The organism is Enterobacter sp. Ag1, assembly GCA_000277545.1.
Lineage (GTDB): Bacteria > Pseudomonadota > Gammaproteobacteria > Enterobacterales > Enterobacteriaceae > Cedecea.
This window is the reverse complement of the sequence record AKXM01000017.1, coordinates 14,350-32,960: the sequence shown is the minus strand read 5'-3', so window position 1 is coordinate 32,960 and position 18,611 is coordinate 14,350. Positions and strand designations below refer to the sequence as shown.

The window sequence follows — 18,611 nt, the reverse complement described above, 5'->3', positions numbered from 1 at the left end:
TCCTGTTTTAGTCAAACTCCAGTTCCACCTGCTCCGAACCAATCAGCGTTCGCAGATCGTTAAGTAAACGATCGCTAGGGGAAACACGCCATGTCGCACCGAAGCGCAACCGGGCTCGTGCATCCACCCTCTGATAGTAGAGATGTACTGGAATTGTCCCCGAACGATGGGGTTCCAGAGACTGACGGAGACGGTTTAAAAGCTGGTCATCAATTTGCCTGTCCGTCAGCGAGATAGCAAGCCCACGCGCGTACTTTTCACGGGCTTCGTCGATGTCCATCAGCTCGCGGGCCGTCATTTTAAGCCCTCCGCTGAAGTCATCAAAGCTGACCTGTCCGCTAACGATCAGGATACGGTCTTTTTCCAGCAGATGCTGGTATTTTTCTAGCGCATCTGTGAATAACATCACTTCCAGACGACCAGAGCGGTCATCCAGCGTACAGATGCCGATGCGATTACCTCGCTTGGTGACCATAACCCGCGAAGCAATCACCAGACCCGCAGCCGTGGTCATTTTACCACGTTCCGTCGGGTGCATCTCTTTCAGGCGCATGCCACCGACATAGCGCTCGATTTCTTTCAGGTACTGGTTGATCGGGTGACCGGTAAGATACAGTCCGAGCGTCTCACGCTCCCCTTCCAGCACCACTTGTTCAGGCCAGGGAATCACGCTGGCGTAGGACTTTTCGACCTGCTCAGGCTCTTCGGCCAGAACGCCGAACATATCTGCCTGGCCAATAGCTTCCGCTTTCGCGTGCTGATCAGCTGCTTTTAACGCATCACCCAGCGCATTCATCAGCGCCGCGCGGTGAGGCCCAAGGCGGTCAAAAGCCCCGGACATAATGAGTTTTTCCAGCACCCTGCGGTTAAGCTTTTTGATATCGGAACGCGCGCACAAATCAAAGAGATCGAGGAAATGCCCGCCTTGATTACGCGCTTCGATAATGGCTTCAATCGGGCCTTCACCCACGCCTTTTATCGCGCCGATGCCGTAAACAATTTCCCCGTCATCGTTAACGTGGAAATGGTAAAGGCCAGAGTTAATGTCCGGCGACAGGACTTTCAGCCCCATGCGCCAGCACTCATCCACCAGGCCCACCACTTTCTCGGTGTTATCCATATCGGCGGTCATTACGGCCGCCATAAACTCTGCCGGGTAGTGCGCCTTCAGCCACAGCGTCTGATACGAAACCAAAGCATAGGCGGCAGAGTGAGATTTGTTAAATCCGTACCCGGCAAATTTCTCTACCAGGTCAAAGATTTTCATCGACAGCTCGCCGTCGACGCCGTTTTTGATTGCGCCCTCTTCAAAGGTGCCGCGCTGCTTGGCCATCTCTTCCGGTTTCTTTTTACCCATCGCACGACGCAGCATATCTGCGCCGCCGAGGGTATAACCGGAAAGCACCTGGGCAATCTGCATAACCTGTTCCTGATACAGGATGATGCCGTAGGTAGGCTCCAGTACCGGCTTCAGGCTTTCGTGCTGCCATTCCACGTCCGGATAAGAAATCGCTTCGCGGCCATGTTTACGGTCGATGAAGTTATCTACCATCCCCGACTGCAGCGGGCCCGGACGGAAAAGTGCCACAAGGGCGATCATGTCTTCGAAGCAGTCAGGCTGCAGACGCTTAATCAGGTCTTTCATGCCGCGGGATTCAAGCTGGAAGACCGCGGTGGTTTCCGAGCGCTGCAGCATGTCGAAGCTTTTCTTATCGTCGAGCGGAATGGCGGCGATATCAATCGGCTCCAGCCCCTGTTTTGCCCGACGCGGGTTGATCATTTTCAGCGCCCAGTCGATGATCGTCAGCGTACGCAGCCCCAGGAAGTCAAACTTCACCAGGCCCGCATATTCAACGTCGTTCTTGTCGAACTGGGTAACCGGATGCTGCCCCTGGTCGTCACAATAAAGCGGCGCAAAATCGGTAATTTTGGTTGGGGCGATAACCACGCCCCCGGCATGCTTACCGGCGTTACGCGTGACGCCTTCCAGCTTGCGCGCCATGTCGATCAGGGCTTTAACTTCTTCGTCAGCTTCGTAGATCTCCGGCAGCTGCGGCTCCGCCTCAAAGGCTTTCGCCAGCGTCATGCCGGGATCCGGTGGCACCAGTTTGGAAATGCGATCGACAAAACCGTAAGGGTGACCGAGTACGCGACCTACGTCGCGAATAACCGCCTTCGCCGCCATCGTACCAAAGGTAATGATCTGCGAAACGGCTTCACGCCCATACATCTCGGAAACGTGGTCGATCACCTGGTCGCGTTTTTCCATACAGAAATCAACGTCGAAGTCAGGCATCGAAACACGTTCCGGGTTAAGGAAACGTTCGAACAGCAGGTCAAACTCAAGCGGGTCGAGGTCGGTGATCTTCAGCGCATAGGCCACCAGCGACCCCGCACCTGAACCACGCCCAGGCCCGACCGGCACGCCGTTATCCTTCGACCACTGGATAAACTCCATCACGATCAGGAAGTAGCCGGGAAAGCCCATCTGGTTGATAACCTGCAGCTCGATATCCAGGCGCTCGTCGTATTCAGGGCGTTTCTGCGCACGCACTTCCGGGTCCGGGAACAGGAACTCAAGACGTTCTTCCAGCCCCTCTTTGGATTTCATGACCAGGAAGTCTTCGGTGGTCATCTCTCCCGTCGGGAATTGCGGCAGGAAGTACTCACCCAGGCGCACGGTCACGTTACAGCGCTTGGCAATCTCAACGCTGTTTTCCAGCGCTTCCGGGATGTCCGAAAACAGCTCGCACATCTCTTCTTCGCTACGCATATATTGCTGGGCGGAGTAGTTACGCGGGCGCTTAGGATCGTCCAGCGTGAAGCCATCGTGGATCGCCACTCGGATCTCGTGGGCATCAAAGTCGCCGGCATCAATAAAGCGGACATCGTTGGTGGCAACCACCGGCAAGCCGCGTTCGTCAGCCAGCGCCACGGCGGCGTGAAGATAGTTTTCTTCATCCACCCGACCGGTGCGAATCAGTTCCAGATAGAAGCGATCGGCAAAATGCTGCTGCCAGAATTCCAGGCACTGATCGACCAGCAGCTGGTTTCCACGAAGCAGGCTTTTGCCAATATCTCCCATGCGCCCACCGGAGAGCAGAATTAGCCCTTCGTTTAACTCTACCAGCCACTCTCGGTCAATAATCGGGCCCGCTGCGCCGTAGCCACGCTGGTAGGCACGAGAGATCAGTAAGGTAAGGTTTTGATAGCCTTCATTGTTTGCAGCCAGCACCGTCAAGTGACTAAGCTCATCGCCTAACAGCTCGTTGGCAACGTTAAAGTCCGCACCGATGATCGGCTTAATACCGGCTCCATGGCCGGAACCATAGAATTTGACCAACCCACAGAGGTTGGTGAAATCGGTGATAGCGAGAGCAGGCATTCCCAGCGCCGCGGCTTTTTTTACCAGCGGCCCGGTCTTCGCCAGCCCATCAATCATGGAATAGTCGCTGTGCACCCGAAGGTGAATGAAACGTGGTTCAGCCATCTCTCACCAATTACTCTGTATCAGCTACTAAGGCTCAGGAGACGAGCCCAAGCGCGCGTTTGACGGGGCCAAAACTGCGGCGATGGTGCTCGGTGGCACCATGCTCGGCCAGCTTTTCGAGATGAAAAGCGGTTGGGTAGCCCTTGTGCTGAGCAAAACCGTACTGCGGGAAGCTGAGATCCAGTTCGGCCATTTCACGATCGCGCGTGACTTTGGCAAGTATTGACGCCGCACTGATTTCTGCCACCCGGCTGTCGCCTTTAACAACCGCCAGCGACGGCATAGGCAACACAGGGCAACGGTTGCCGTCAATCAACACATATTCAGGCACAACATTCAGGCCCGCAACCGCACGCTGCATGGCCAGCATCGTGGCATGCAAAATGTTGATATTGTCGATCTCGTGCGGCTCGGCACGGCCCAGACTCCAGCTTAATGCCTTTTCGACAATTTCGTCATACAGCGCCAGACGGCGTTTTTCAGATAATTTTTTCGAGTCCGCCAGCCCGATAATCGGCTTTGCCGGATCGAGGATCACAGCTGCAGTAACAACGGCGCCGACCAAAGGCCCGCGCCCTACTTCATCCACGCCGGCGACAAGGTGCGTATGCGGGTAAACAAATTCGATCATTGAGCCAGCTCCAGCACGGCGTCCGCCGCCTGCTTGTCCGCATTACAACGGATCTGCTGATGCAAATCCCGGAAGGTGTCATGCATCTGATGGCTGACGGCACCGTCTTCCAGCAACGGCTCCAGCGCACAGGCAAGCCCGATAGGCTCACATTCGTTTTGCAGCAGCTCTTTAACCAGCTCGCGGCCTGCCAGTAAATTTGGCAGGGAAACGTAATCGGTTTTCACCAGCCGCTTCGCCAGCCAGAACGTGAACGGCTTCATGCGATAGCCAACCACCATCGGGCATTTGGCCAACATACATTCAAGCGCAGCCGTGCCGGAGGCCAGAAGCGCCGCGTCACTGGCAATCATCGCTTCACGTGCTTTTCCGTCCAGCAGATGTACATGCAGTTCGGGGGCAATCTCAGCTTTAATCTTTTCGAACTGCTCACGACGCTTTGCATTCACCAGTGGCACCACGACTTCCAGTGCAGGCCAACGCTTACGAAGCAATTGCGCTGTTCTGAGGAAGTCTGCGCTAAGCATTTCGACTTCAGCGCCGCGACTGCCGGGCAACAACGCCAGGCATTTTGCATCTGCCGCAATGCCTAACGTCGCACGCGCTGCGTTTTTATCCGGATCGAGCGGCATGGCATCCGCCATGGTATGCCCGATGAAGCGACACGGTACATTAAACCGGTCGTAAAACGCTTTTTCGAAAGGCAGAAAAGCCAATACCAGATCGGTCGCTCTGCCAATTTTGAAAACGCGTTTTTGTCGCCATGCCCAAACGGACGGACTGACGTAGTGGATCGTACGGATCCCTTGTTTCTTGAGGTTGCCTTCAAGTGTGATATTGAAATCCGGCGCATCAATGCCGACAAAGACGTCGGGCTGCAGCTCGGTGAAGCGCTTCGTGAGATCGCTGCGGATCTGCAGCAGGCGACGTAAACGGCCAAGCACTTCAACGATGCCCATGACCGCAAGCTCTTCCATTTCATACCAGGCTTCACAACCTTCAGCCTGCATAAGCGGCCCGGCCACGCCAACAAAGCGAGCATCAGGCACGCGAGCTTTCAGTTCGCGAATAAGTCCGGCACCAAGAATATCGCCGGAGGTTTCTCCGGCGACCAGGGCAATCGTAAGGGGACGACCAGGCTTCATTAACGAATCAAACCGCGCGTGGAGCGGGCAAAGAATTCAATAAATGCATTCACTTCCGGATGCTGAGCTGCAATTTCAGCAATTTCCGGCTTCGCCTCTTCAAGCGTCTTGCCGCTGCGATAGAGGATCTTGTAGGCGTTGCGAATAGCGTGCAGCGCTTCTTTGCTGAAACCGCGACGCTTCAGGCCTTCAATGTTCACACCAAACGGCGTCGCATGGTTGCCCTGTGCGATAACGTAAGGTGGAACATCCTGAGCAACGCCGGAACAGCCGCCAACCATCACGTGGGCACCGATGATGCAGAACTGATGCACCGCAGTCATTCCACCGATGATGGCGTGATCCCCGATTTGTACGTGACCCGCAAGCGTTGCGTTGTTCGCGAGGATAACGCGATCGCCAATCTGGCAATCATGCGCAACGTGCGCATTGATCATCAGCAGGTTGTCGCTTCCCACCTTCGTTAATCCAGCATCTTGCACCGTGCCGCGATGGATGGTGACGCTTTCGCGAATGCGGTTGCGGTCGCCAATTTCCACGCGAGTTGGCTCACCCGCATATTTCAGATCCTGGTTAACTTCACCGATAGACGCGAACTGGTAGATCTCATTGTCACGGCCAATTTTGGTGTGACCATTGACGACAACATGAGATTTCAGAACCGTGCCTTCGCCGATTTCAACGTTTGGACCTACGAGACAAAACGGGCCAATGTGAACGTTAGCGCCAATGACGGCACCTTCTTCCACAATAGCGGTTGGATGAATAAAGGCGGACTTATCAATCACGTATTATGCCTCCCGGCTGCGTGCACACATCATGGTCGCTTCGCAGACAATCTTGCCGTCAACAATTGCGACGCCTTTGAAACGCGTCAAACCACGACGAGTTTTCTCAAAGGTCACTTCCATAATCATCTGATCGCCAGGCACAACAGGGCGCTTAAAGCGCGCTTCATCGATGCCAGCAAAGTAATACAGTTCACCCGGCTCAAGTTTACCCACGCTTTTAAATGCAAGAATACCGGTAGCCTGTGCCATCGCTTCCAGGATCAATACGCCCGGGAAAATCGGCTTACTAGGGAAGTGCCCCTGGAAAAACGGCTCATTTACAGAGACATTTTTTACTGCGCGCAGAAAACGACCTTCTTCAAAATCCAGCACGCGATCAACCAGCAAGAACGGATAACGGTGCGGCAGAAGCTCTAAAATCTCTTCAATGTGCAGAGTATGAGTGTCAGTTGTCAAAATACTCTTCCTGTCTAAATATTCTAAATGACAATAATAACACGGCCTGCGGCAATCAAAGAATGCCAGCAGGCCGCAAATCAAAAAGCGCGGCTTACGCTCCAGCCCTAATGGCCGGAAACACGGCAGCGCCGGGAGCAGGCGACGATCAGTCTTGTTGATTGACCTTACGTTCGATGGCTTTTAAGCGTTTGCTCATCTCATCGATGTTCATCACCAGGGCGGCGGTTTTACGCCACGCTTTGTTCGGTTGGAGCGGGATCCCCGAAGAGTAAACTCCCGGTTCAGTGATTGGACGCATCACCATTCCCATTCCTGTCACGGTCACCTTGTCACAGATTTCCATATGGCCGTTGATTACGCTGGCACCACCAATCATGCAGTAACGGCCAATTTTAAGGCTGCCCGCCATGATAACGCCACCCGCAACCGCAGTATTGTCGCCAATCACAACGTTATGTGCAATCTGGCACTGGTTATCAATGATAACACCATTGCCGATGATCGTGTCATCCAGGGCGCCGCGATCGATTGTCGTACAGGCACCAATTTCAACGCGATCGCCAATAATGACCCGGCCTAGCTGAGGAATTTTCACCCAGTTACCGCGATCGTTAGCGTAGCCAAAACCATCTGACCCAATCACCGTGCTGGACTGAATCAAGCACTGAGCACCGATTTCGATGTTGTGATAGATGGAGACATTGGCCCATAAACGGCTACCCGCGCCGATTTTGGTATTTTTTCCTACAAAGCAGCCAGCGCCGATCACCACGTTATCGCCCAGCTCAACGCCTGATTCGATAACGGCATTTGCGCCGATAGAAACATTTTGACCAAGCCTCGCGGTCGCATCAACAGCTGCGCTTGGCGCAATATTGCTTGCAGGCTGAGGCGTGGTATCAAGAATTTGGGCCATACGGGCATAGGTCAGGTAGGGATTCTTCACTACCAGCGCCGCGCTCTTAGCGTATGGAAGGTCGGCTTCGGTCATCACGACGGCAGAAGCCTGGCAGACAGCCAGCTGTTCACGATAGCGAGGGTTAACCATGAACGTAATGTGGCCAGACTGGGCAGTTTGCATAGATGCAACGCCGGTGATGACGATATCGCCATCACCGTGCAATTCTGCATCCAACTGCTGGGCTAATTCAGCCAGTCGAATTGAAGACATTACTTATTTAACCTGTTTCAGTACGTCTGCAGTGATGTCTTTAACGTCGTTACCTGCGTAAGCAACGGTGTTTGCATCCAGAACAACATCATAGCCTTTATCGTCTGCAACTTTCTTCACAGCGGCCTGGATACGAGTAACCAGTTTGCTGCGCTCTTCGTTGGAACGACGGTTACGATCCTGCTCAAAAGCCTGTGCTTTTTCGGAGAACGACTGGCGCTGAGCCATGACGTCTTTTTCCATTTTGCTGCGATCTGAAGCTTTCATGGTTGAACCATCGCGCTGCAGGCGCTGCATTTTGGATTGCAGATCGTTTTCCATTCCCTGCAGTTCGCTGGCGCGGCCTTTGAACTCATTTTCCAGGGTTTTAGAAACACCGGTATTTTGTGCGACCTGTTGGAACAGGTTGCCCATGTTAACTACTGCGATGCTGGAGGCAGCCTGAGCGCCGGCTGAAGCAACCATAGCAATCCCGAGACCTGCGGCAACTAACCACTTTTTCACTATAAACTCCTTACCATCCCATAGGCGTCCGAAGACACTGTTTTTTTGCGAGCACCTGCCAACTGACTAAACGGCTAACAGGTGCAGCGCCTCACTGCTGTTGCGTTCCATCGCGCAGAACAAATTACCAGGTTTTACCAATGTTAAACTGGAACTGTTCTGCCTTGTCTCCATCATATTTCTTATACGGCTGAGCATAAGAGAAGACCAGCGGCCCCAGAGGCGACATCCACTGCAGCGCAATACCTGCAGACATACGGATGTTACTTGGCGTGCTGTAATCAGGTATACCTGCCGCTCTGGTCGCGTCGGTGTTCTCCCATTTGGTATCCCAAACGGTACCTGCATCGACAAACAGGGAAGTACGAACAGAGTTTGCGTACTTCTCACTCAGGAACGGCGTCGGGGTAATCAGCTCAAGGCTGGCCACACCCATGGCGTTACCGCCCACCGCATCGTTAGAGTTACACACAGTACCAGTGCCACAGTTACGCTGGTTCGGGCCGTAATAAGCGGCTTTTGGACCAATGTTGTTTGACTGGAAACCACGCACGGTGCTGGAACCACCGGCATAGAAGTTCTCGTAGAACGGCAGTTCTTTACCACCCAGACCATCGCCGTAACCCCAACGGGTACGACCCAGCACAACCCACGTATGATTGTCATTGATCGGGAAATAACTCGCCGTATCTAACGTCACTTTGTAGAACTCGTTATCGGAACCCGGAATGGTGACTTTACCATTCAGGTTGACGCGAGAACCATCCGTCGGGAAGTAACCGCGGTCAAGGTTGCTGTATGTCCAACCATAGTTCAGAGTGAAGTCATCTGCCGAGAAACTGTTGTCGTTGGCATTCATAGTTGGGTGCTGACCCACAGAATCCAGGTAGCGCCACATAGCTATCTGCGGCTGCATGTTCGACAGGTCGTTATGCACGTAACCCAAACCAAGGCGCAGCGTGTTGTATTCATTCACCGGGAAGCCCAGTGTTGTATCCAGCCCGTAGCTCTTGTTGGTGTAGTCAGACAGGTCCGCGTCATCAGCTTTAAAGTCGTTGAAGAAGATACGACCACCAAGGCTAACACCATCCACCGTAAAGTACGGATCGGTCGCTGACAGTTCCGCGTAGGTCTGGTAATCGTTTTTGGTGCCGCTGATCCCAACCGAGTAGCCTGTACCCAACCAGTTATCCTGCTGAACACCGACCTGGAAGCTCACACCGCTTTCAGTACCGTAGCCAACACCGAAGTTGAAACTGCCGGTGTTACGCTCTTTCACTTTATAGACAACGTCAACCTGATCCGGGCTGCCGGATACGCGCTGGGTGTCCACATCGACGGTCTCGAAGTAACCCAAGCGGTTCAGACGTTCTTTACCGGCATCAACAAGGTTGCTGCCCAGCCACGCCCCTTCCATCTGGCGCATTTCACGGCGCAGAACGGCATCTTTACTGGTGTCGTTGCCTTCAAAGCGGATCTTACGCACGTAGTAACGGTTACCGGAGTCGACGTTAACGTGCAGCTTCACGGTTTTGTCAGCGTCATTAATTTCTGGCTGAGTCTGTACGCGCGGATAGGCGTAACCATAGCGACCCAGCAGTTTCTTAATGTCGTCTTCCATTTTAGTGACTTTGGTGCCGTTATACAGCTCACCCGGCTGCATCTTAGTCAGGCTTTCAATTTCCGCAGAATGCCCGGCCAGATTGCCTTTCACATCCACGCCGGCGATCTTGTACTGCTCGCCTTCGGTGATGTTGATGGTCACATAAATGCTTTTCTTATCCGGCGTCAGGCTAACCTGCGTGGAGTCAATATTGAAACGCGCATAGCCGCGATCCAGATAGTAGCTACGCAGGGTTTCAAGGTCACCCGCCAGCTTTTGCTTCTGGTATTTACGATCGCCGACAACGTTCCACCACGGCACTTCATCACGCAGTTGGAAACGGGAGATCAGCTCATCCGTGGTAAACGCGTGGTTACCGACGATGTTGATCTGCTGGATTTTTGCGGAGACGCCTTCCTGGAACACCAGTTTTAGGTCAACACGGTTACGCGGCAGCGGCGTGACGACAGCTTTGACGCTGGCGCTGTATTTCCCGACGCTGTAGTAGAAATCTTCCAGCCCTTTCTCGATGTCGCCCAGGGTCGTGCGGTCGAGGGATTCCCCCACGCGTACCCCGGAAGCTTCAAGGTTCTGCTTCAGCATGTCATCTTTCACCGACTTGTTGCCGGAGAAGGTGATGCTGGCAATGGTTGGACGCTCTTTGACCTGCACAAGCAGCGTATTACCATCACGCAGAACTCGCACATCCTCAAAGTTGCCGGTGGCAAACAGTGAGCGGATTGTATTACTGATATCCTCGTCAGAGACGGTGTCGCCTACGCGCACCGGCATACTGAGGAGGGCCGCACCGACGGCGACTCGCTGCAGGCCTTCGAAATGAATGTCTTTCACCACGAACCCGTCTGCACCGTATACGGTGGCGCTGCTAAACAGCAGCGTCGCTATGAGGAGCTTTTTCATCGCCATCGTTGTTATGCGTTCTTCCTAACCTAATTCTCTCTATAAACGAGAGAAATCATTGAAAAGTGCAAGCCCCATTAATAGCACCAGCAAAATAGAGCCAATGCGATAACTGAAGTCCTGAACTCGCTCGGAAACCGGAGTGCCTTTCAGTTTCTCAACCGCCAAAAAGAGCAAGTGCCCGCCGTCAAGGACGGGAAGAGGAAACAGGTTAATGATCCCTAAGTTGACGCTGATAAGCGCCAGGAACATCAGAAAGTAAATTAACCCATATTCCGCCGACATACCTGCCCCTTGAGCTATGGAGATTGGCCCACTGAGGTTGTTCAGTTTTACATCACCGGTTATTAATTTCCCCAGCATGTTGACCGTCAGCTTCATCAGTTGCCAGGTTTTATCCGTGGCTTCTGCTACAGCGGTAAACGGCCCATACTGACGCACTGTTTTGTACTCGTCGGGCAGCGGGATAATTTTAGGTACTACCCCTGCAAACCCTTCTGCCTTCGCTTTACCCGGTTTTGTATCCGGTATCAGCGTCAAAGACAAGGGGCTCCCCTGTCTTTCAATCTCTAAGGCTAGCGGCTGACCTGGATTGTCACGCACCAGGTTAACAAACTCACTCCATTGAAGGAGTGGCTGACCGTTGACTTTAACGATCCTGTCCCCCGCTTGCAAACCTGCCTTATTGGCCGCGGACTGCGGCTGAACTTCGTCCAGCACGTTTTCAATTTGCGGACCACGGGGCCTGAATCCAAGTGATACGACCGGATCCTGCTTATCAGGCTCAAACTGCCAATGGCTTAGATCAAGGGTGACATCACGCGTTTGATTTGTCCCAAACGGCGCATAAGACACTCTCGCGCTCGCATCGCCAATCTTACCGATTAAAGCTAAACGAACAGCATCCCAATCAGGCGTTTCGATACCATCTATCGCTTTTAGTTCCATGCCGGCGCTAATTTGTGCTTCCGCCGCGATAGAGTTGGGGGTTATTTCACCGATCACTGGACGCAGGCTGGGAATGCCAATGATAAACACCAGCCAATAGGCAAAGATAGCGAAGATGAAGTTAGCGATTGGGCCAGCGGCGATAATCGCCGCTCGCTGAGAAACCGTTTTATTGTTAAAAGCAGCATGACGCATCTCCGGCAGCACCGGCTCAACGCGTTCATCCAGCATTTTAACGTAGCCACCCAGCGGGATCAGCGCGATAACAAATTCGGTTCCCTGACGGTCAGTACGACGCCAAAGCGCCTTACCAAACCCGATGGAGAAGCGTTCCACACGAACGCCACAGCGGCGAGCAACCCAAAAATGGCCGAACTCGTGCACGGTAATTAAAACACCCAGTGCAACGATAAACGCAGCCAAATTCCAGAGTATGCTCAACATAAAACCTTCCGTTAAATCGTCCTGAATACCAGAAGCAGCAGACAGGCAAACACCGGCACTGCCGCTGTCAGGCTGTCAATGCGGTCAAGAATACCACCATGTCCCGGGATAAGGTGACCACTATCTTTAATCCCTGCTTCGCGTTTGAACATACTTTCGGTCAAATCACCTAAAACGGAAGCCAGCGCGGCAACAATGGAACAGGTTAGCAGAACAACAGGCGCCACGTTCAAATTCGCCCACATGCCGAACAACAACGAGATGACGGCAGAAGTCGCAAGGCCACCAATAAACCCTTGCCAGGTCTTGCCAGGAGAAACCTTTGGCGCAAGTTTATGTTTGCCAAACATCTTCCCGAAGACATAAGCGCCAGAGTCTGCGCCCCAGACCAGGAACATCACATACAGTAACCAAACAGAGCCGCTGTAGTGGTTAATATCATAATGCCAGCTGCGCAACGCTACCATGCCCCAGAAGAAGGGAACAATGGTCAGCAGGCCAAAGACCAGGCGAAGCGGTTTGGAATTACGCCACAGCGCCGCAGAAGCCGGATAGAACAGAACCAGCAACAGCGCCGCTACCCACCACACTAGCGATGCCCAGAGTGAGAATTCGATTATCGGCAAATGCACCGAATGCCGATACTCCGGCAACGAAATCAGCATGACGGCAAGCAACAGACCACATAGCACCGCCAACCAGACACGTTGCGAACGCGCAACAAAACCGGCGAGTTGCCCCCATTCCCATGCGGCCAGCATACAAATCACCAGCGTAGCAATCGCAAATCCTACTGGCGGAAGCCAAAACAGCGCCGCGATGACAACGGGAATCATAATAAACGCGGAAATCAGGCGATACTTCAGCAAAAGTGACCCCCAACAGGCTTATTCACCACCAGGTGCTGTGCCACCAAAACGACGCTCTCGGTTTGCAAAAGCATTTAGCGCACCTTCAAAGTCTTGTTCATCGAAATCAGGCCAAAGAACATCGGTAAAATAAAGTTCCGCATAGGCAATTTGCCAGATGAGGAAGTTACTGATGCGATGCTCTCCTCCTGTCCTAATTACTAAATCTACGGGAGCCAGTTCATGCATGCAGATCTGCTGACCGAGCAGTTCTTCATCTATCTGATCCGGGCGCAATAAGCCTTCCTGCACCTGCGACGCAAGCTGTCGCACTCCCTGAATGATATCCCAACGCCCGCCATAATTCGCAGCGATATTGAGCGTCAGCCCAGTGTTCTCACTGGTTAATGCTTCAGCTTTTTTGATTCTTTCCTGCAGGCGGAGATTAAATCGGCTGGTATCGCCGATAATACGCAAGCGAACATTATGACGGTGCAGGCTTTTCACCTCACTGTCTAATGCCCAGACGAACAGCTCCATCAACGCGGTCACTTCCTGAGCGGGGCGGTTCCAGTTCTCGCTGCTAAAAGCGTAAAGCGTCAGCGCATCGATACCGTTATTCGCTGCAAAAGTCACAGCGCGGCGTACCGATTTCGCGCCAGCTTTATGACCGAAAACCCTCATTTTACCCTGACGCTTAGCCCATCGGCCGTTGCCATCCATGATGATGGCAACATGGCGGGCGCCATGCGTAGTTAAGGATTCGCTTAATTGTTGATTAGCAGACAACATAACGCGTAATGATTCCCTGAAAAAAATTAAGCGGTACTCAGGAATATTGAAGCCTGGTGCATAAAAAAGCCGTGTTGTGACACGGCTTTCCACTCAACGCTCAGTCACATCTGGCGATTAAGTGGCGCAGACTATATCACTGAAGCACAAAGCGAACAAATGGCGGTACTTCAGCCGGATGAATTATCACCGGCTTGAGAGGTGCATCACTTGTTTCCTGGCGATTTCACGAGCAACAGCGTCCACACTAAGCACTTCATCCACACTTTGTGGATCAGTTAAATTCATTTGATCCAGCACGCTGCGGTTCAGCACGGCGATATCGGTAAATCTGACCTGCTGATTCAGGAACGCCTCAACAACCACTTCGTTTGCCGCATTTAGCGCGGTTGTCGCCGCCTGCCCCTGCGCGCTGGCATCAATGGCTAACTTAAGGCATGGATAGCGCTCAAAATCAGGTTCCATGAAAGTCAGCGAACCGATTTTGCAGAAATCGAGTGGTGTAACACCAGATTCTACGCGCGCGGGGTAAGCCATCGCATGGGCAATAGGCGTACGCATGTCGGGCTCACCAAGCTGAGCCAGCACGCTGCCATCGCGGTAACGAACCATAGAATGAATGACAGACTGAGGGTGAATCAGCACTTCCATTTGTGCAGCTGAAGCGTTGAACAACCAGCGAGCTTCAATGTATTCGAGACCTTTGTTCATCATAGTGGCAGAGTCGACGGAAATCTTACGCCCCATCGACCAGTTCGGGTGGCTGCATGCCTGATCCGGCGTCATCGCCGCCAGGTCTGCATAAGCCGTTTCCCGGAACGGGCCACCCGATCCGGTGAGGATAATAGACGACACGCCATTATCTTCGAGGCTAGCGTATCCCAGGTTACGCTGGATTGTTTCCGGCATACTCTGAAAAATGGCGTTATGTTCGCTATCGATAGGCAACAACTGCGCTTTGCTACGAGCAACCGCTTCCATAAACAAACGTCCGCAGGTAATCAGCGACTCTTTGTTCGCCAGCAGAACCTGCTTACCGGCGGAGATAGCGGCAAGCGTTGAAGACAGCCCTGCCACGCCCACAATAGCAGCCATCACCTGATCCACTTCGTCAAGCGTAGCCACTTCGCAAGCGGCCTGCTCACCGGCCAAGACTTCAGTTTTACTCCCCTGCTCTTTCAGGGTACGACGGACTTCCGCCGCCGCAGACTCACTGGCCATGACCGCATACTTCGGCGAGAACGCCAGGCACTGCTCCACCATTTTCCCGACATTAGTGCCCGCAACCAGAGCCGTAACGGCAAATTTTTCAGGATTATGACGAACGACGCTAAGCGTGCTGACGCCAATAGAGCCGGTGGAACCAAGAATAGTGAGCTGCTTCATGAGGTACTCGGGGTCGTAAAATGAAGGATTAATGGCGCAATAGTTTGCGGCGCGGGACGCCCATTGTCTACGCCTTTACTTGACGTTTTTATAAAGCAAAACGCCGCCCGTAAACGCTTCGCGGTGCGCGAGGGCTTACTGGGCGGCGAATTTTCCACAGAAATTGTGGATTAGAACTGCATCAGCTCAGTTTCTTTTTCAGACAGAGCCGCATCCACTTTCTTGATAGCAGCATCAGTCAGCTTCTGCACGTCGTCCTGAGAACGGCGATCGTCATCTTCACTGATCTCTTTGTCTTTCAACAGCGCTTTAACTTTATCGTTAGCGTCGCGGCGAACGTTACGAACAGCCACGCGTGCGCCTTCGGCTTCGCCACGTACCACTTTGATCAGGTCTTTACGACGCTCTTCGGTCAGCGGAGGCAGTGGAACACGGATATCGGTGCCCGCAGAGCTTGGGTTCAGACCAAGGTCAGAGGCCATGATCGCTTTCTCTACCGCCGGGCCCATAGAACGATCGAAGACGTTGATCTTCAGAGTACGGGTATCTTCAACGGTGACGCTGGCCAGCTGGCGCAGCGGCGTTGGTGTGCCGTAGTATTCTACGACGATACCGTCCAGCAGGCTTGGAGAAGCGCGGCCGGTACGGATTTTGCTGATTTGGTTTTTAAACGCTTCGACGCATTTATCCATACGCACTTCAGCATCTTTTCTGATATCGCTAATCACGTTACGAATCCTTGAAAACTGGTTTAAGGCAGACCACGCTTATTCTCTGCAGCTGCAACGCCGCAGGCTAAGTATAGCCCTGTTTATTCCTGGCTGTAGATAAAGCCAAATATTACCCTGATTACCGGGCAACTGAAATTATTCAGTAATTAAAGTGCCTTCTTTCTCACCCATTACCACACGACGCAGCGCACCCGGCTTGTTCATGTTGAACACGCGGATCGGTAATTTGTGGTCACGAGCAAGGGTGAACGCGGCAAGATCCATCACTTTCAGCTCTTTATCCAGCACTTCACTGTAGGTCAGCTGATCGTACATGGTTGCAGCAGGATCTTTTGCCGGATCGGCAGTAAACACGCCATCCACTTTAGTGGCTTTCAGTACCACGTCTGCTTCGATTTCGATTCCACGCAGGCAGGCCGCAGAGTCAGTGGTAAAGAACGGATTACCGGTACCGGCAGACAGGATAACTACGCGGTTAGCGCGCAGCAGGCTGATCGCTTCAGCCCAGCTGTAGTTATCACAAACGCCATTCAATGGAATAGCGGACATCAGGCGGGCGTTCACATAGGCGCGGTGGAGCGCATCGCGCATCGCCAGGCCATTCATTACGGTCGCCAGCATGCCCATGTGGTCGCCCACGACGCGGTTCATGCCGGCTTTAGCCAAGCCCGCACCACGGAATAAATTGCCACCGCCGATTACCACCCCGACCTGAATGCCAAGTTCCACCAGCTCTTTAATTTCCTGAGCCATACGGTCCAGAATACTCGCGTCAATACCAAAGCCTTCTGTGCCTTGCAGAGCTTCGCCGCTCAGTTTGAGCAGAATACGTTTGTAGACGGGTTTTGCATTGGTAGCCATGTTTCTTTCCTGAGAACAGTCAACGAATGGGGGATGGTTAATTCTGGCGACATTCTGTCGCATTTCAGCCCGCTCGCCTAACGGAGCGCTCTGAAATTGTAAGGCTGGATAAAAAGGAACCGCCGGTTGGCGGTTCCTTTTAAACCATTAAGACTGCTTGGACATGGCAGCAACTTCTGCTGCAAAGTCAGTCTCAACTTTCTCGATACCTTCACCCACTTCGAAGCGGATGAAGTTAGTTACGTCAGCATTGTGCTCTTTCAGCAGCTGAGCAACAGTTTTGCTTGGGTCCATGACGAACGGCTGACCAGTCAGAGAAACTTCACCGGTGAATTTCTTCATGCGGCCTTCAACCATTTTCTCTGCGATTTCTTTTGGTTTACCGGACTGCATCGCGATGTCCAGCTGAACCTGGTACTCTTTCTCTACAACTTCTGCAGAAACGTCTTCAGGCTTAACGAACTCAGGCTTGCTTGCAGCGATGTGCATGGCCAGCTGTTTAACCAGCTCTTCATCAGCACCTTTAGCGGCAACCAGAACACCGATACGTGCGCCGTGCTGGTAAGAACCCAGAACTTCGCCTTCCAGGGAAGAAACGCGACGGATGTTGATGTTCTCACCGATTTTAGCAACCAGTGCAACGCGCTCTTCTTCAAACTGCGCTTTCAGAACTTCAACGTCGGTGATTTTACCCGCGACTGCTGCATCCAAAACTTTGTTAGCAAATGCCTGGAAACCGCCGTCTTTAGCAACGAAGTCAGTCTGGCAGTTAACTTCCAGAATCACGCCGTAGTTGCCGTCGATCTTAGTGATGATCACGCCGTCAGCAGCAACGTTGCCTGCTTTTTTAGCCGCTTTGATCGCACCGGATTTACGCATGTTCTCGATTGCCAGCTCGATGTCGCCGTTGGCTTCGGTCAGCGCTTTTTTACAATCCATCATGCCAGCGCCAGTACGCTCACGCAGCTCTTTTACCAGGGATGCGGTAATTTCAGCCATTCTAAAATCCTCGGAGATGTTGCCTGCCCGGCGCATTGGCCAGACGGGCTTAAAAGTGAAAAAGGGGCCATAAAAAGGCCCCTAACCAAACTAGATACTACCTGGTTAAATAAGGGCTCTAGCGAGCGTGCCTTATTATTCTGCTTCTACGAAGCTTTCTTCCGCCTGGGAAGCCAGATCCTGAGAACGGCCTTCACGAACGGTTGCAGCTACAGCGCCCAGGTACAGGCTAACAGCACGGATAGCATCGTCGTTACCAGGGATAACGAAATCAACACCGTCCGGATCAGAGTTGGTATCAACGATAGCAAATACTGGGATACCCAGGTTGTTTGCTTCTTTGATAGCGATGTGCTCGTGATCGGCATCGATAACAAACAGTGCGTCCGGCAGGCCGCCCATGTCTTTGATACCGCCCAGGCTGTTTTCCAGCTTGTCCAGCTCACGAGTGCGCATCAGCGCTTCTTTCTTAGTCAGCTTGTCGAAAGTACCGTCTTGAGCCTGAGTTTCCAGGTCTTTCAGACGTTTGATGGACTGACGAACGGTTTTCCAGTTAGTCAGCATGCCGCCCAACCAGCGATGGTTCACGAAGAACTGATCGCAACTGTTAGCAGCGTCTTTCACCGCTTCGCTTGCAGCGCGTTTAGTACCAACGAAAAGGATTTTGCCTTTGCGAGAAGAAATCTTGTTCAGTTCAGCCAGAGCTTCGTTGAACATTGGTACAGTTTTCTCAAGGTTGATGATGTGAACTTTGTTACGTGCGCCGAAGATGAAAGGCTTCATTTTCGGGTTCCAGTAACGGGTCTGGTGACCGAAGTGAACACCAGCCTTGAGCATGTCGCGCATGGAAACAGTAGCCATGTTTTAAAACCTCTATATAAAGTATG

Annotated in this window: 16 protein-coding genes; all 16 read right to left on the bottom strand. The window is 52.8% G+C overall.

The genetic code is table 11. The annotated features are described in order from the left end of the window. Nucleotides 1-7: 7 nt before the first annotated feature. The 16 genes from dnaE to rpsB all read right to left on the bottom strand — a co-directional run bounded on the left by dnaE (nucleotide 8) and on the right by rpsB (nucleotide 18,585). Nucleotides 8-3,490 carry a DNA polymerase III subunit alpha gene (dnaE, locus tag A936_RS09315; protein WP_008456950.1) on the bottom strand — a complete coding sequence of 1,161 codons (3,483 nt, stop codon included), beginning with the start codon at nucleotides 3,488-3,490 and terminating at the stop codon, nucleotides 8-10. A 34-nt stretch (nucleotides 3,491-3,524) separates the two neighbouring features. Next, entirely contained in the window at nucleotides 3,525-4,121 is a 597-nt protein-coding gene (gene rnhB / locus A936_RS09310; protein ID WP_008456948.1) for a ribonuclease HII, read from the bottom strand. Further along, complete coding sequence (gene lpxB, locus A936_RS09305) at nucleotides 4,118-5,266, bottom strand: lipid-A-disaccharide synthase (RefSeq protein ID WP_008456946.1); 1,149 nt, start codon at nucleotides 5,264-5,266, stop codon at nucleotides 4,118-4,120. The genes rnhB and lpxB overlap by 4 nt, the downstream gene beginning before the upstream one ends. Continuing rightward, nucleotides 5,266-6,054, bottom strand: coding sequence for an acyl-ACP--UDP-N-acetylglucosamine O-acyltransferase (gene lpxA, locus A936_RS09300; protein WP_008456945.1), 789 nt, complete (start codon nucleotides 6,052-6,054; stop codon nucleotides 5,266-5,268). Before lpxA ends, lpxB begins: the two co-directional genes overlap by 1 nt. A gap of 3 nt (nucleotides 6,055-6,057) precedes the next feature. Continuing rightward, on the bottom strand, nucleotides 6,058-6,513 hold the full coding sequence (gene fabZ / locus A936_RS09295; RefSeq protein WP_008456943.1) for a 3-hydroxyacyl-ACP dehydratase FabZ: 456 nt from the start codon (nucleotides 6,511-6,513) through the stop codon (nucleotides 6,058-6,060). 148 nt (nucleotides 6,514-6,661) lie between these two features. Beyond that, nucleotides 6,662-7,687 (bottom strand): UDP-3-O-(3-hydroxymyristoyl)glucosamine N-acyltransferase, encoded by a 1,026-nt coding sequence (gene lpxD / locus A936_RS09290; protein WP_008456942.1) that lies wholly within the window; start codon nucleotides 7,685-7,687, stop codon nucleotides 6,662-6,664. A gap of 3 nt (nucleotides 7,688-7,690) precedes the next feature. Beyond that, the gene (gene skp, locus A936_RS09285; protein WP_008456940.1) at nucleotides 7,691-8,191 is read right to left on the bottom strand and encodes a molecular chaperone Skp; all 501 of its coding nucleotides are present in this window, start codon (nucleotides 8,189-8,191) and stop codon (nucleotides 7,691-7,693) included. A gap of 124 nt (nucleotides 8,192-8,315) precedes the next feature. Further along, nucleotides 8,316-10,721 carry an outer membrane protein assembly factor BamA gene (gene bamA, locus A936_RS09280; protein ID WP_008456939.1) on the bottom strand — a complete coding sequence of 802 codons (2,406 nt, stop codon included), beginning with the start codon at nucleotides 10,719-10,721 and terminating at the stop codon, nucleotides 8,316-8,318. Nucleotides 10,722-10,754: 33 nt separating this feature from the next. Continuing rightward, on the bottom strand, nucleotides 10,755-12,107 hold the full coding sequence (rseP, locus tag A936_RS09275) for a sigma E protease regulator RseP (protein ID WP_008456937.1): 1,353 nt from the start codon (nucleotides 12,105-12,107) through the stop codon (nucleotides 10,755-10,757). A gap of 11 nt (nucleotides 12,108-12,118) precedes the next feature. Next, on the bottom strand, nucleotides 12,119-12,976 hold the full coding sequence (gene cdsA / locus A936_RS09270; RefSeq protein WP_008456935.1) for a phosphatidate cytidylyltransferase: 858 nt from the start codon (nucleotides 12,974-12,976) through the stop codon (nucleotides 12,119-12,121). 18 nt (nucleotides 12,977-12,994) lie between these two features. Continuing rightward, a complete protein-coding gene (gene ispU / locus A936_RS09265) occupies nucleotides 12,995-13,747 on the bottom strand; it encodes a (2E,6E)-farnesyl-diphosphate-specific ditrans,polycis-undecaprenyl-diphosphate synthase (protein WP_008456932.1) in 753 nt (250 codons plus the stop codon). Nucleotides 13,748-13,933: 186 nt separating this feature from the next. Then, a complete protein-coding gene (gene ispC, locus A936_RS09260; RefSeq protein WP_008456931.1) occupies nucleotides 13,934-15,133 on the bottom strand; it encodes a 1-deoxy-D-xylulose-5-phosphate reductoisomerase in 1,200 nt (399 codons plus the stop codon). 170 nt (nucleotides 15,134-15,303) lie between these two features. Continuing rightward, a complete protein-coding gene (gene frr, locus A936_RS09255) occupies nucleotides 15,304-15,861 on the bottom strand; it encodes a ribosome recycling factor (RefSeq protein ID WP_008456929.1) in 558 nt (185 codons plus the stop codon). A gap of 138 nt (nucleotides 15,862-15,999) precedes the next feature. After that, a complete protein-coding gene (pyrH, locus tag A936_RS09250; protein ID WP_008456928.1) occupies nucleotides 16,000-16,725 on the bottom strand; it encodes a UMP kinase in 726 nt (241 codons plus the stop codon). 147 nt (nucleotides 16,726-16,872) lie between these two features. Next, the gene (tsf, locus tag A936_RS09245; RefSeq protein ID WP_008456925.1) at nucleotides 16,873-17,724 is read right to left on the bottom strand and encodes a translation elongation factor Ts; all 852 of its coding nucleotides are present in this window, start codon (nucleotides 17,722-17,724) and stop codon (nucleotides 16,873-16,875) included. A gap of 135 nt (nucleotides 17,725-17,859) precedes the next feature. After that, nucleotides 17,860-18,585 carry a 30S ribosomal protein S2 gene (gene rpsB, locus A936_RS09240; protein WP_008456923.1) on the bottom strand — a complete coding sequence of 242 codons (726 nt, stop codon included), beginning with the start codon at nucleotides 18,583-18,585 and terminating at the stop codon, nucleotides 17,860-17,862. Between the last annotated feature and the right edge of the window lie 26 nt (nucleotides 18,586-18,611).

What these genes read in the sequence shown, in the direction of transcription:
- rseP (WP_008456937.1), bottom strand. Translation starts at nt 12,107, where the DNA reads ATGTTGAGCATACTCTGGAATTTGGCTGCGTTTATCGTTGCACTGGGT.
- rnhB (WP_008456948.1), bottom strand. Translation starts at nt 4,121, where the DNA reads ATGATCGAATTTGTTTACCCGCATACGCACCTTGTCGCCGGCGTGGAT.
- pyrH (WP_008456928.1), bottom strand. Translation starts at nt 16,725, where the DNA reads ATGGCTACCAATGCAAAACCCGTCTACAAACGTATTCTGCTCAAACTG.
- lpxB (WP_008456946.1), bottom strand. Translation starts at nt 5,266, where the DNA reads ATGAAGCCTGGTCGTCCCCTTACGATTGCCCTGGTCGCCGGAGAAACC.
- ispU (WP_008456932.1), bottom strand. Translation starts at nt 13,747, where the DNA reads ATGTTGTCTGCTAATCAACAATTAAGCGAATCCTTAACTACGCATGGC.
- lpxD (WP_008456942.1), bottom strand. Translation starts at nt 7,687, where the DNA reads ATGTCTTCAATTCGACTGGCTGAATTAGCCCAGCAGTTGGATGCAGAA.
- bamA (WP_008456939.1), bottom strand. Translation starts at nt 10,721, where the DNA reads ATGGCGATGAAAAAGCTCCTCATAGCGACGCTGCTGTTTAGCAGCGCC.
- rpsB (WP_008456923.1), bottom strand. Translation starts at nt 18,585, where the DNA reads ATGGCTACTGTTTCCATGCGCGACATGCTCAAGGCTGGTGTTCACTTC.
- dnaE (WP_008456950.1), bottom strand. Translation starts at nt 3,490, where the DNA reads ATGGCTGAACCACGTTTCATTCACCTTCGGGTGCACAGCGACTATTCC.
- ispC (WP_008456931.1), bottom strand. Translation starts at nt 15,133, where the DNA reads ATGAAGCAGCTCACTATTCTTGGTTCCACCGGCTCTATTGGCGTCAGC.
- tsf (WP_008456925.1), bottom strand. Translation starts at nt 17,724, where the DNA reads ATGGCTGAAATTACCGCATCCCTGGTAAAAGAGCTGCGTGAGCGTACT.